Source organism: Pseudomonas sp. Pseusp49, from assembly GCF_059491875.1.
Window position 1 is genome coordinate 5,857,957 of record NZ_CP168514.1, and the last position, 14,168, is coordinate 5,872,124.

Here is a 14,168-nt window from a genome sequence, read left to right on the forward strand (position 1 = left end):
GTAATCGTTCACGCCCATCGCGAGCAAGCTCGCTCCTACATCCTGCGCCTTACAGCTCATATCTGCTGTGTCCTACACCATCCCCCGACTAAATGCTAGAATCCCCGCCCATCATGCGGTCATTCTTCTGTTATGGCCGAATATTCCTTCAAACAGTGCATCCCATGCTGAAGAAGCTGTTCCAGTCATTCCGTTCTCCCAAGCGTCCTACGCAACACATTCGCAGCACGCCTGAAGTGCTCAACAGCGGCCAACACTCGCTGCAAAAGGCGCAATTCAGCCGCTACGCGGTGAATATCGTTGAACGCCTGCAGAGCGCCGGTTATCAGGCTTACCTGGTGGGCGGCTGCGTGCGCGACATGTTGCTGGGCATTACACCGAAAGATTTCGACGTTGCCACCAGCGCCACCCCCGAGCAGGTACGGGCCGAATTCCGTAACGCGCGAATCATCGGGCGTCGGTTCAAACTGGTGCACATCCACTTTGGGCGCGAAATCATCGAAGTCGCGACCTTCCGCGCCAATCACCCGCAAAACGAAGACGAGGAAGACAGCAACCAGTCTTCGCGCAACGAAAGCGGGCGCATCCTGCGCGATAACGTCTATGGCACCCTGGAAGAAGACGCGCAACGTCGCGACTTCACCATCAATGCCCTGTATTACGATCCGGTCAGCGAGCGCATCCTCGACTACGCCAACGGCGTACACGACATCCGCAATCACCTGATCCGCCTGATCGGCGATCCGAAGCAACGCTACCAGGAAGACCCGGTACGCATGCTGCGGGCCGTGCGCTTCGCCGCCAAGCTGAATTTCGGTATCGAAAAACACAGCGCCCTGCCCATTCGCGACCTGGCGCCGATGCTGCGCGAGATCCCGTCGGCTCGCCTGTTCGAAGAAGTGCTCAAGCTGTTCCTCTCCGGCCACGCCGCCGATACGTTTGAAATGCTGGTCGACTTGCAGTTGTTCGATCCACTGTTCCCGGCCAGCGCCGAAGCACTGGAATACAACCCGACCTACACCCACACCCTGATCAGCGAAGCCCTGATCAATACCGACCTGCGGATCAAGCAGAACAAACCGGTCACCCCGGCGTTCCTGTTTGCGGCCCTGCTCTGGCCTGCCCTGCCGGCGCGCGTCCTGCGCCTGCAGGAACGTGGCATGCCGCCGATTCCGGCGATGCAGGAAGCGGCGCATGAGCTGATTGCCGAACAGTGCCAGCGAATCGCGATTCCGAAACGCTTCACCATGCCGATCCGCGAGATCTGGGACATGCAGGAACGCCTGCCGCGTCGCAGCGGCAAGCGTGCCGATCTGTTGCTGGACAACCCGCGCTTCCGCGCCGGCTATGACTTCCTGCTGTTGCGCGAGAGTGCGGGCGAGCAGACTGACGGCCTCGGCGAATGGTGGACCGACTATCAGGACGCCAATGAAAGCGAGCGCCGCGACATGATCCGCGACCTCAGCGGCAAGGAAGAAGGCACCGGCGCCCCGCGCAAGCGTCGCCGCAGCGGTGGTTCCAAGCGCAAGCGCGCCGCCGGCGCTTCGAGCACCACGGGCGAGTAATCCATGGAACGCATCTACATCGGCATGGGCAGCAATCTGGCTGACCCCGCCGAACAATTGCGAAGCGCCGTCGAGGCGCTGGCGTCCTTGCCGCAATCCCGACTGGTTGGGGTTTCGGCGTTTTATCAAAGCGACTCGCTGCTTCCCGGACAACCGCGCTACACCAATGCAGTGGCCGCTCTGGACAGCACGCTGGCGCCACTGCAATTGCTGGATGCCTTGCAGGCCATCGAAAACGGCCAGGGTCGCAAGCGCCTTGAACGCTGGGGACCGCGTACGCTGGACCTCGACATCTTGCTGTTCGGTGATCGCCTGATCGACGAACCGCGCCTCAAGGTTCCCCACTACCACATGCAGGAACGGGCCTTTGTGCTATATCCATTGGCCGAACTGGCACCTGCCGATCTGCAGCTGGCCGATGGCCGGACCTTGGCCGAACTGCTCAAGGCATGCCCGTTCGTCGGCCTGGAACGCCTGCTCCCGACGTGACACAAATCACCTGTGGGAGCGGGCTTGCTCGCGAAAGCGGTGTGTCATCCAGAATCAATGTTGACTGAAACTCCGCCTTCGCGAGCAAGCCCGCTCCCACATTGGTTTTGTGTCGGGCACAAGATCTGCTGCTGAATCGCATCAGTTACGCCGGTAACACCCCACCCGTAACAATGCGGTAACACACGCAATTGACTTCCCTCGTTCTCCTCACGACTATAGGCGTCCCGCTGCCGCCAACACGGCGTTCAAGGGCGCAATCCAGGCCTTAAAAGCACGACGAAAGAGCGTGCGCCTTTGTTCAACGAAGAATCACGCGCGTTACTCGCAGTAGTTTCCACAGCGCCTGAATGAGGAACTTTTCATGCCAGCCATCACCCTGACCACCCTGCAAGGTCTGAAGCAAAAAGGTGAAAAGATCACCATGCTGACCTGCTACGACGCAACCTTCGCCCACGCCTGCAACCAGGCCGGCGTCGAAGTGCTGCTGGTGGGCGACTCCCTCGGCATGGTTTTACAGGGCCACGACAGCACCTTGCCTGTCACCAGCGCAGAAATGGCTTACCACGTGGCTGCCGTCAAGCGCGGTAACAGCGATGCCCTGATCCTCGCCGACCTGCCTTTCATGGCCTATGCCACCACCGAACAAGCCATGACCAACAGCGCCCTGTTGATGCAGGCCGGCGCGCACATGGTCAAGGTCGAAGGAGCGTTGTGGCTGGCCGATTCGATCCGCCTGCTGGCCGAGCGCGGCATCCCTGTCTGCGCGCACATGGGCCTGACCCCGCAGTCGGTGAACATCCTTGGCGGCTACAAGGTCCAGGGTCGCAATGAAAACCAGGCGCGGCAGATGCGTGCCGACGCGATCGCTCTGGAACAGGCTGGCGCGGCCATGCTGCTGCTCGAGTGCGTCCCGAGCGAGCTGGCTGAAGAAATCACCCAGGCGGTGAAGATTCCGGTGATCGGGATTGGCGCCGGCAATCGCACCGATGGCCAGGTGCTGGTTCTGCACGACATGCTGGGGCTGTCCATTACCGGCCGCGTGCCAAAATTCGTGAAAAACTTCATGACTGGCCAGACCAGCATTGAAGCTGCGTTGAATGCCTACGTGACTGAAGTCAAGGCAGCGACTTTCCCTGGTATCGAACACGGATTCTCTGCATGAACACCGTAAAAACCGTACGCGAACTGCGGGCCGCCGTGGCCCGTGCCCGTAGCGAAGGCAAGCGCATTGCCTTTGTGCCGACCATGGGCAACCTGCACAGCGGCCACGTTGCACTGGTGACCAAGGCCTCCCAACGGGCGGACTTCGTGGTGGCGAGCGTTTTCGTCAACCCGCTGCAATTCGGTGCCGGCGAAGACCTCGACAAGTACCCGCGCACCCTCGCCGCCGACCAGGAAAAACTGCTCCAGGCCGGTTGCCATCTGCTGTTCGCGCCGACCGTCGAGGAGATGTATCCCGACGGCATGGCCGGCCAGACCCGCGTCAGTGTCCCGCAATTGTCCGAAGGCCTGTGCGGCGCAAGCCGGCCGGGGCATTTCGAAGGCGTGGCGACGGTGGTCAGCAAGCTGTTCAACATGGTCCAGCCGGACCTGGCAATCTTTGGCGAGAAGGACTTCCAGCAACTGGCGGTGATTCGCGCGCTGGTACATGACCTGAACATGCCGATCCAGATAATCGGTGAGCCGACCGTACGGGCGGCCGATGGCCTGGCGCTCTCGTCGCGCAACGGGTTCCTCAACGAAGAGCAACGCGCTGTGGCACCAGTGGTCTACCGCACGCTGAATGCGATCAGCGAGGCGATCAAACAGGGCGAACGCGATTACCCGACGCTGATCGAAACGCAGATCAAGCAGCTCGAAACGGCTGGCCTGCGCCCTGACTATCTGGAAATTCGCCATGCCCTGACCCTGCGCCCGGCGACGGCTCAGGATCGTGACCTGGTGATTCTGGTGGCGGCGTTCCTCGGTACGACGCGGTTGATCGACAACCTGCACCTGAACCTCGACGCTGCGGTTTAAACAGCACGATCAAAAATCAAACAACAAAACCAAAATCAACGGCGAGATCAAAAGATCGCAGCCTGCGGCAGCTCCTACGCGCCTGTGGGGGCTGCCCGCCGTTTGATTCCGACCTGGGGAAAATTCATGCACGCCATCATGCTCAAAGCCAAGCTGCATCGCGCCGAAGTCACCCACGCTGTACTCGATTACGAAGGCTCCTGCGCCATCGACGGTGAATGGCTGGACCTGTCCGGCATCCGCGAGTACGAACAGATCCAGATCTACAACGTCGACAACGGCGAGCGCTTCACCACCTATGCCATCCGTGGCGAAGAAGGTTCGCGCATGATCTCGGTCAACGGCGCCGCGGCGCACAAGGCCAAGGTCGGTGATCGCGTAATCATCTGCGCTTACGCTCATTACAGCGAAGCCGAACTGCTCAACTTCAAGCCGCGCATGCTCTACATGGCACCGGGCAATGAACTGAGCCACACCAGCAACGCCATTCCGGTCCAGGTCGCCTGATCCGAGCCCTGTCTCTTCCGTTTGTCGGACCATTCCTAACTTCGATGTTAAAAAAGTACCGGAAACAGGTCAGACAAAGTCAAGACAGATCATTGCGCGGGGTTTACTGTATTCGCCCTGCGCCATGAAATCGTGTCGACGCAGTTGACCGGAACGCCCACCCACAGCGCTCCGGGATTTTTAGTGTTCTAAAGGCCGTTCAAGTAATAAGGAAACCCGCAGCGATGGCGTATTACCGCACTCCTCACGACGTTACCGCTCTGCCCGCCTGGCAAGCGTTGAATGACCACCGCCAAGCCATGCAGGATTTCAGCATGCGCGAAGCCTTCAATGCCGATCCGCAGCGCTTTACTCAATTCACCCTCAGCAGCTGCGGCCTGTTTCTCGACTATTCGAAAAACCTGATCAACGCCGAGACCCGCAATCTGCTGGTGGGCCTGGCCAACGAAGTCGACCTCAAGGGCGCGATCAAATCGCTGTTCGATGGCGAAATCGTCAATGCTTCCGAAGGCCGTCCAGCCCTGCACACCGCGCTTCGCCGCCCGGTCGGCGACAAGCTGTCGGTCAATGGCGTCAACGTGATGCCCGAAGTGCACAAGGTGCTGAACCAGATCACCGACCTCGTCGGCCGCATCCACGATGGTCTGTGGCGCGGTTACACCGAGAAGCCGATCACCGACGTGGTGAACATCGGCATCGGTGGCTCCTTCCTCGGCCCGGAACTGGTGTCCGAAGCCTTGCTGTCCTACGCCCAGAAAGGCGTACGTTGCCATTACCTGGCGAACATCGACGGCAGCGAATTCCACGAACTGACCATGAAGCTGCGTGCCGAAACCACGCTGTTCATCGTCTCGTCGAAATCCTTCAACACCCTCGAAACCCTGAAAAATGCCCAGGCCGCCCGTGCCTGGTACCTGGCCCAGGGTGGTTCGGAAGCAGAGCTGTATCGCCATTTCATCGCGGTATCGAGCAACAACGCCGCCGCAGTGGCGTTCGGCATTCGCGAAGAAAACATCTTCCCGATGTGGGACTGGGTCGGCGGCCGTTACTCGCTGTGGTCGGCCATCGGTTTGCCGATTGCCCTGGCCATCGGCATGTCCAACTTCAAGGAACTGCTGTCCGGTGCCTACACCATGGACCAGCACTTCCAGAGCGCACCGTTCGAACAGAACATGCCGGTGCTGCTGGCCTTGCTCGGCGTGTGGTACGGCAACTTCTGGGGTGCGCAAAGCCACGCGATCCTGCCGTACGATCACTACCTGCGTAACATCACCAAGCACCTGCAACAGCTGGACATGGAATCCAACGGCAAGAGCGTGCGCCAGGACGGCAAACCCGTGTCCACCGACACCGGGCCGGTGATCTGGGGCGGCGTCGGCTGCAACGGTCAACACGCCTACCACCAGTTGCTGCACCAGGGCACCCAACTGATTCCGGCCGACTTCATCGTGCCGATCGTCAGCTTCAACCCGGTGTCCGACCACCACCAGTGGCTGTACGCCAACTGCCTGTCGCAAAGCCAGGCGCTGATGCTCGGCAAGACCTTGGCCGAGGCCGAAACCGAGCTGCGCGACAAAGGCATGAGCGAAGCCGACGTACACAAACTCGCGCCGCACAAGGTGATCCCGGGCAATCGTCCGAGCAACACCCTGGTGGTCGAGCGCATCAGCCCGCGTCGCCTCGGCGCACTGGTGGCGATGTACGAACACAAAGTCTTCGTGCAAAGCGTGATCTGGGGCATCAACGCCTTCGATCAGTGGGGCGTGGAGCTGGGCAAGGAGCTGGGCAAAGGCGTCTACAACCGCCTGGTCGGCAGCGAAGAAACCCCGGCCGAGGACGCCTCGACTCAAGGGCTGATCAACTACTTCCGCGGTCGTCACCGCGGGTGATAGGCTGAAGGGGCGGTTTTCCCGCCCCTTCAGATTGCAGATTCCGACAGTTACTACGGCACCGGGTTGATCGCAAAATCGGTGGCGTGCGCTATCACTGTGTAGGAGCTGCCGCAGGCTGCGATCTTTTGACCTTCATAAAAACAGGATCAAAAGATCGCAGCCTGCGGCAGCTCCTACGAGGGTCGCGCAGCTCCCCTCTTGTCGCAAAACAAGAATAAGGAACCGTCATGTTCGATATCAGCAAGTTCCCCAAAGCCGATGCCGTCCGCCGGGCTGCACAACTGAGTCAAGACGACTATCAGCGCCTGTACCGCGAATCCATTGAACACCCCAGCACCTTCTGGGCCGAACAGGCCACGCGTTTTCTCGACTGGAGTGCGCCCTGGGAAACCGTCCAGCGCTACAACCTGAAGACCGGTGAGGCGAGCTGGTTTGCCGGTGCGCAATTGAATGTCAGTTACAACTGCATCGACCGGCACCTGGAGAAACGTGGCGATCAGGTCGCCATCATCTGGGAAGGTGACGATCCTGCCGACTCGACATCGATCACCTACAGACAACTGCATGAAAACGTCTGCCGCCTGGCCAACGTGCTGAAAAGCCGTGGCGTGAAAAAAGGCGACCGCGTGTGCATCTACATGCCGATGATTCCCGAGGCGGCCTACGCCATGCTCGCCTGTACCCGCATCGGCGCGGTGCACTCGGTGGTGTTCGGCGGCTTCTCCCCGGACTCCTTGCGCGACCGCATTCTCGACGCCGACTGTCGCACCGTGATCACCGCCGACGAAGGCGTGCGCGGCGGCCGGCCCGTACCACTCAAGCAGAACGTCGACAAGGCGCTGCAAAGCTGCCCGAACGTGAGCACCGTGCTGGTGGTCGAGCGCAGAAATGTACAAGTGAACTGGGTCGAAGGACGGGACATCAAGTACCAGCAGGCCCTGCGCGAAGCCAGCCCCGATTGCCCGCCCGAGCCGATGGACGCCGAAGACCCGCTGTTCATCCTCTACACCTCCGGTAGTACCGGTAAACCCAAAGGCGTGCTGCACACCACCGGCGGCTACCTGCTGCAAGCGGCGATGACCTTCAGGTACGTGCTGGATTACCGCGATGGCGAGGTCTTCTGGTGCACCGCCGACGTCGGTTGGGTCACTGGCCACAGCTACATCGTCTACGGTCCGCTGGCCAACGGCGCAACCACGCTGATCTTCGAGGGCGTGCCGAGCTACCCGACGACCTCGCGCTTCTGGCAGGTGATCGACAAACACAAGGTGAATATTTTCTACACCGCCCCGACGGCTCTGCGTTCGTTGATGCGCGAAGGGCCCGCCGCGTTGAAGGGAACCTACCGCGCCAGCGTCAGGCTGCTCGGTACGGTCGGCGAACCGATCAATCCGGAAGCGTGGGAGTGGTACTTCCATGAAGTGGGCGAAGAGCGTTGCCCGATCGTCGATACCTGGTGGCAGACCGAAACCGGCGGCATCATGCTCAGCCCTTTGGTCAGCGCCCAGCGAATCAAGCCCGGTTGTGCCACACAACCAATGTTCGGCGTGCAGCCGGTGCTGCTCGACGAGCAAGGCAAGGAAATCCAAGGCGCCGGCAGCGGCGTACTGGCCATAAAATCCAGCTGGCCGGCGCAGATCCGCAGCGTCTATGGCGACCCGCAGCGCATGGTCGACACCTATTTCAAGCCGTATCCCGGCTACTACTTCACTGGCGATGGCGCGCGGCGCGATGAAGATGGCGATTACTGGATCACCGGGCGCATCGACGATGTGATCAACGTGTCCGGCCACCGTATTGGCACCGCCGAAGTGGAAAGCGCCCTGGTGCTGCACGACAGCATCGCCGAGGCCGCTGCGGTCGGTTACCCCCACGACATCAAGGGCCAGGGCATCTATGTTTTCGTCACGCCCATGAACGGCGTCGAAACCAACGATGAACTGAAGAAGGAATTGTTGGCCCTGGTCGGCAAGGAAATCGGCAGTTTCGCCAAACCGGACTTGATCCAGTGGGCACCGGCCTTGCCGAAAACCCGCTCAGGCAAGATCATGCGGCGCATTCTGCGCAAGATCGCCTGCAACGAACTGGACAGCCTGGGTGATACGTCGACCCTGGCCGACCCGAGCGTGGTGCAAGGGCTGATCGATAAACGCCTGAATCAATAATGCTCGCTCTTTGTAGGAGCTGCCGCAGGCTGCGATCTTTTGACTTTGCTCTGCAGGATCAAAAGATCGCAGCCTGCGGCAGCTCCTACAGGAAATTACCGGGACACCATGGAATTCATCCGCACCCGCATCGAAACCCAGATCATGAGCCTGACCGGTTTGTCCCTGGGCAAGCTCGACCTGGAAAACCCCAAGGGCGACCCCGGGCTGTTCGGACCGGACTCGGTGAGCTGGCAAGTCCATGGCGATTTCAGCAGCATGCTGATCGGTGGCATCAGCGCCCTGATGCTGCAGGCCCTGCACCCGCTGGCATTGGCCGGGGTCTGGGACCATTCGAACTTTCGTGAGGACATGCTCGGTCGCTTGCGCCGCACCGGGCAGTTCATCTCCGGCACCACCTTCGGTTCGCGGCAAGACGCCGACTGGTTGATCGAGAAGGTTCGCACCATTCACTTGCAGGTGACCGGCACGGCGCCGGATGGACGCCCCTATGCCGCCAGCGATCCCGATCTGCTGACCTGGGTGCACGTCGCCGAGGTCAGCAACTTCCTCGCTGCGCATTTGCGCTATCGCAACCCGCATCTGTCTCCAGTCGATCAGGATCGCTATTACGCAGAGATCGCCTTGGTCGCCGAGCGTCTCGGGGCCCGCGATGTGCCCCGTTCGCGGCAGGCAATTGCCGACTACCTTGAGCGCATGCGCCCGCAACTGCTGTGCGACGAGCGCAGCCGCGAGGTGCTGCGCCTGTTGTTGAGCGCACCCTCTCCCAGTCGTTTGGCCAAGCCGTTCGGCGGGTTGATGATGCAGGCGGGGATCGATCTGTTGCCGGACTGGGCCAGTGACATGCTCGGCGTCAGCCAGAACTCGCTGCAACGCAAGCTGATCCGCGCCAGCGTCAATCGCAGCGCGCCAATGCTGCGCTGGGCGGTGCGTAATGGATCGGTGCATCGGGCCAAGCGACGGATGGGGTTGCTGAGCTGACGCTCAGAGCCGCAAGCTCCAAGTTCAAAGCTTGAAGCTTGAAGCTTGAAGCTTGAAGCTTGAAGCTTGAAGCTCAGTAACTGTTAAACTCCCGCGCCCAATTCTCTCCTGCAAGGCGCCCAGCATGTCTTCCTTGAATCAGGCGCTGCGCGCCGCCCTCGATCAACGCCAGGACCTGCTCGCCGAACTGCACCAGCAGGGTACCGACTGCTATCGCCTGTTCCACGGCAGCCAGGAAGGTGCCGGTGGCCTGACCATCGACCGCTACGGCCCGCAATTGCTGGTACAGAGCTTCCACCAGCCGCTGGAGCGCGAGGCGCTGCTGCAACTGCACGACGCGATCAACCAATACCTGGGCTTTGAAACCCTGCTGGTCTACAACGACCGCTCCCGCGGCAACTCGCGCATCGATCGCGAAGACATCGTCTACCGCGCCGACGAAGCCGCCCTGCAAGACCTGGTCGGCCACGAATGGGGCCTGAACTATCGGGTGCGCGGCCGCCATGCCGGACAAGACCCGCTGCTGTTCCTCGACCTGCGCAACACCCGTGGCTGGGTCAAGGATCACAGCAAAAACAAAAGCGTGCTGAACCTGTTCGCCTACACCTGTGGCGTCGGCCTCAGTGCCGCCGCCGGCGGCGCGCGCGAGGTGTGCAACCTGGACTTCGCCGAAGGCAACCTGGCGGTCGGTCGCGAGAACGGCCAACTCAACCCGAAGTTGCCGCCCATGGAATTTATCCAGTCCGACTACTTCCCGGCCATTCGCCAACTGGCTGGCCTGCCGATCAGCCAGCGTCGCGGGCAAAAACTGCCGAGCTATCAGCGCCTGGAACAGCGCCAGTACGACCTGGTGCTGCTCGACCCTCCGGCCTGGGCCAAGAGCGCATTCGGCACAGTCGATCTGCTGCGCGACTATCAGAGTCTGCTCAAACCGGCCCTGCTGACCACCGCCGACAACGGTGTGCTGATCTGCTGCAACAACCTGGCGAAAGTCAGCATGGACGACTGGCGCGAGCAGGTTTTGCGTTGTGCGGAGAAGGCCGGGCGGCCAGTGCGTGAGTGGAGCGTGATGAAACCAGGCGCCGACTTTCCGTCGATGGATCAGCAACCACCGCTGAAAACCCTGATTCTGCAGCTCTGACAGCTGTGGGAGAAATCTGAAACTTCCTAGACAGGTCAATCACTTCGGAACCGGAAACGCGTGCCATACTCCAAGGCACTCCGATTCAGACAGATGAAGCCGCACATGTACAAAGGATTGATTCGCGCCATCGGCGCCTTGTTGACTGCTCTGGCCCTCTACAGCTTGCTGGGTTTTCTGATTTTACCGGGTGTGGCGTTGCGCGTTGCCAACCAGCAACTGGCCAACTACGCCACCACGCCCGCCACGATCCAGCGGATCGAGTTCAATCCGTTCAGCCTTGAACTGACCCTCTGGGGCTTGAACATCGGCGAGCCCGGCAAGGAGCAGGTCGCTTTCGAACGCTTGTACGCCAATCTGCAACTCGACAGCCTGTGGACCAAGGCAGTGCACCTGTCCGATGTCGAACTGGACAAGCCCAAGACCGAAATCCTCTTCGGCAAGGACGGCAAACTCAATCTGCTTGGTCTGTTCAAACTGCCAGAAAGCGAACCCACGCCTGCCGATCCGAACGCCCAGCCGTTTCCGCTGCGCATCGAGCGCATCAAGCTGGCCGGCGGCGCCGTGCACTTTGAAGACGCCCGGCCCAGCGAGCCCATCGAGTTTCTCTACGACTCCCTCGATTTCGAGCTGAAGAACCTCAGCACCCTGCCCGATGACAGTGCCGACATGACCCTGGTGGCCGTCGGCCCCAATGGCGGACAGATCGACTGGACAGGCAATTTCAGCCTGATCCCGATCGCCTCCGAAGGTAAGCTGAAAATCACTGATGGCAAGATGAAAGCCTTTTGGCCCTATGTGCGCGATTCCGTTCCACTGGATCTCGAAAACGGCGTCATGAGCATCAGCACCGACTACAAACTCAGTCTGTCCAAGGAAACCGAGCTGCTGTTGAGCAATGTCGCGGTCACTGTCGCCCCCTTCGCGATCAAGGCGCCGGATGGCCGGCCGCTGGTAAAGCTTGAGCGACTGGACGTCAGCGAAACCACGGTGGACCTGGCCAAACAGCAGGTGGTGGTCGGCAAGATCCGCAGCCACAAACTGGAAACCTGGGCCGCGCTGGAACCGGACGGCCAACTCGACTGGCAGAAACTGTTCGCCAGCCAGCCGTCAAAAGCCACCGCCAAAGCCAAGGCGGATGCCGAACCGGCCAGCACTCCGGCGGCGGCAGACTCACCGAAACCCGAACCGGCCGCCCCCGACAAACCCTGGCAGGTGTTGATCAAGGATGTGCAGCTGCGCGACTACAAGGTGCATCTGGCTGACCGCAAGGCACAGCCTGCCGTCGCCCTGGACCTGGCTCCGCTGAACCTCGACCTGCAAAACTTCGACAGCCTCAACGGCTCGCCCTTTACCCTCAAGCTCGATACCGGCGTGGGCAAGCAAGGCAAGATCATGGCCGACGGCGAGGTCAACCTGGCCCCGATCAGCGCCAGGCTGAAGGTCCAGACCAGGGACATCGACCTGCGGGTTGCCCAGTCCTACATCACGCCATTCATTCGCCTGGAACTGCGCAGCGGCATGCTCGGCAGCGATCTGGCGGTCAACCTCAAAAGCACCGAGCCCCTGGCCTTCAACGTCACCGGCCGCGCCCAGGTCGATCAGTTGCATACCCTCGACACCCTGAAAACCCGCGACTTCCTCAAGTGGCAACAGGTCGTGGTCGAAGGCCTGAACTATCAGCATGGGGACAGCCTGTCGATCGATAAGGTCAATCTGTTCCAGCCCTATGCGCGTTTCATGATCAACGATGATCGCACCACCAACATCGACGATCTGCTGATCCCGCAACCGGCGGACTCCGGGGCAAAACCGGCAGCGAGCAAACCGGCCAGCAACGAAAAACCGCTGGGCATCCACATCGGCGGCATCTTCATCAATGACGGTTCGGCCAACTTCGCCGACTTCAGCCTCACCCCGAACTTCGCCACCGCCATCCAGCAACTCAACGGGCAGATCGGCACCATCGACAGCCGCCAGCCGAAACCGGCCAGTGTCGACGTCAAGGGCAAGGTCGACCGCTACGCGCCGGTGACCATCAAGGGCTCGGTCAATCCGTTCGACCCGATGGCCAGCCTCGACATCGCCACCAGCTTCAAACGCGTGGAACTGACCACGCTGACCCCCTACTCCGGCAAGTTCGCCGGCTACCGTATCCGCAAGGGCCGGCTCAATCTCGACCTGCATTACCAGATCACCAAGGGGCAACTCAAAGCCGAAAACAAAGTGGTGGTCGAGCAACTGCAGCTGGGGGAAAAAGTCGACAGCCCGGATGCCGTGAGCCTGCCGCTGAAACTGGCGATTGCCTTGCTCAAGGACGTCGACGGCAAGATCTCCATCGAGCTGCCGGTCACCGGCGATCTGAACAACCCTCAGTTCAGCGTCATGCCGATTATCTGGCAGACCCTGCGCAACCTGATCGTCAAAGCCGCGGCGGCACCGTTCAAGCTCATTGGCGGGCTGGTCAGCGGTGGCGGCTCGGAGGACCTGGGCAGCGTTTCGTTCGCGGCGGGTTCCAGCGAATTGGGCAAGGACGCCGAAAGCGCCCTGGACAAGCTCTCCAATGCGCTCAAGGAACGCCCGGCCCTGCGCCTGGAAATCGAAGGCACCGCCGCCCAGAGCAGCGATGGCCCGCTGATCGCCGAGCAACGCCTGGAACGGGAATACCAGTACAACTACTACAAAATGCTCCAGCGCCGCGGTGACAAGGTCCCGGCCCAGGCTTCGTTGCTGGAAGTGCCGGACGGGGAAAAAGGCCCCTTGCTCGAAGGTATCTACCGCACCCGCCTGAAAACCCAGCCCCCTGCCGAATGGAAGGACCTGGGCAAGGAAGAGCGCACCGCGAAAATGCGCGCCGAGGTGATCAAGTTCTGGAGCTCCAGTGACGTACTGTTGCGTCAACTGGGCCAGGAGCGCGCCAGCAGCATCAAGGATTACCTGGTCGACAAGGCCAAACTGGAAGATGAGCGGGTGTACTTCATCGACGCCAACCTGGGCGAAGCGGAAAGTGACGGCCGCGTGGTGACACCGATGCATCTGGATGCCGAGTGATGATGCGGCGGCTGGCAGGCCTGGTCCTGGCGCTATCTGCCAGCCAGGCCTGGGCGGCCGATACCCTGCGCTGCGGCAGCCAATTGATCAGCGTCGGTGATCGTTCGAGTGAGGTGGTGCAGAAATGCGGTGAACCGGTGAGTCGCGACCTGCTGGGCTACAAGCGCAGTGCAGACCGGCGCGAGGAGTTTCAGGTCGAGGAATGGACCTACGGACCGAATGGCGGCATGTATCAATACTTGCGGTTCGAAGGTAATCGGCTGAAGCAGATCACCAGCAAACGTGGCAACTGATTAACCACGATTCAAAGTGGGAGCGGGCTTGCTCGCGAAGGCAGTTTTTCATTCAACGCATG

At 60.9% G+C, this 14,168-nt stretch carries 11 protein-coding genes; all 11 read left to right on the forward strand.

The annotated features are described in order from the left end of the window. Positions 1-164: 164 nt before the first annotated feature. The 11 genes from ACEN83_RS26050 to ACEN83_RS26100 all read left to right on the forward strand — a co-directional run bounded on the left by ACEN83_RS26050 (position 165) and on the right by ACEN83_RS26100 (position 14,106). Entirely contained in the window at positions 165-1,565 is a 1,401-nt protein-coding gene (locus tag ACEN83_RS26050) for a polynucleotide adenylyltransferase PcnB (RefSeq protein WP_007971107.1), read from the forward strand. A 3-nt stretch (positions 1,566-1,568) separates the two neighbouring features. After that, on the forward strand, positions 1,569-2,054 hold the full coding sequence (folK, locus tag ACEN83_RS26055) for a 2-amino-4-hydroxy-6-hydroxymethyldihydropteridine diphosphokinase (protein WP_495578794.1): 486 nt from the start codon (positions 1,569-1,571) through the stop codon (positions 2,052-2,054). Positions 2,055-2,418: 364 nt separating this feature from the next. After that, positions 2,419-3,219: a 3-methyl-2-oxobutanoate hydroxymethyltransferase gene (gene panB / locus ACEN83_RS26060; RefSeq protein ID WP_116581787.1), complete on the forward strand. Its 801-nt coding sequence runs from the start codon at positions 2,419-2,421 to the stop codon at positions 3,217-3,219. Further along, complete coding sequence (gene panC, locus ACEN83_RS26065; protein ID WP_495578795.1) at positions 3,216-4,076, forward strand: pantoate--beta-alanine ligase; 861 nt, start codon at positions 3,216-3,218, stop codon at positions 4,074-4,076. Before panB ends, panC begins: the two co-directional genes overlap by 4 nt. A 126-nt stretch (positions 4,077-4,202) precedes the next feature. Further along, positions 4,203-4,583: an aspartate 1-decarboxylase gene (panD, locus tag ACEN83_RS26070; protein ID WP_003228271.1), complete on the forward strand. Its 381-nt coding sequence runs from the start codon at positions 4,203-4,205 to the stop codon at positions 4,581-4,583. 224 nt (positions 4,584-4,807) lie between these two features. Next, a complete protein-coding gene (gene pgi / locus ACEN83_RS26075) occupies positions 4,808-6,472 on the forward strand; it encodes a glucose-6-phosphate isomerase (RefSeq protein ID WP_116581789.1) in 1,665 nt (554 codons plus the stop codon). 230 nt (positions 6,473-6,702) lie between these two features. Then, positions 6,703-8,640, forward strand: a complete 1,938-nt coding sequence (gene acs / locus ACEN83_RS26080; protein ID WP_495578796.1) for an acetate--CoA ligase — start codon at positions 6,703-6,705, stop codon at positions 8,638-8,640. A gap of 108 nt (positions 8,641-8,748) precedes the next feature. Continuing rightward, positions 8,749-9,621 carry an oxygenase MpaB family protein gene (locus tag ACEN83_RS26085; protein WP_495578797.1) on the forward strand — a complete coding sequence of 291 codons (873 nt, stop codon included), beginning with the start codon at positions 8,749-8,751 and terminating at the stop codon, positions 9,619-9,621. A gap of 124 nt (positions 9,622-9,745) precedes the next feature. Then, positions 9,746-10,762, forward strand: a complete 1,017-nt coding sequence (locus ACEN83_RS26090) for a class I SAM-dependent rRNA methyltransferase (RefSeq protein ID WP_495578798.1) — start codon at positions 9,746-9,748, stop codon at positions 10,760-10,762. A gap of 93 nt (positions 10,763-10,855) precedes the next feature. Continuing rightward, complete coding sequence (locus tag ACEN83_RS26095; RefSeq protein ID WP_495578799.1) at positions 10,856-13,813, forward strand: DUF748 domain-containing protein; 2,958 nt, start codon at positions 10,856-10,858, stop codon at positions 13,811-13,813. Further along, a complete protein-coding gene (locus ACEN83_RS26100) occupies positions 13,813-14,106 on the forward strand; it encodes a DUF2845 domain-containing protein (RefSeq protein WP_218502371.1) in 294 nt (97 codons plus the stop codon). Before ACEN83_RS26095 ends, ACEN83_RS26100 begins: the two co-directional genes overlap by 1 nt. Positions 14,107-14,168: the final 62 nt, after the last annotated feature.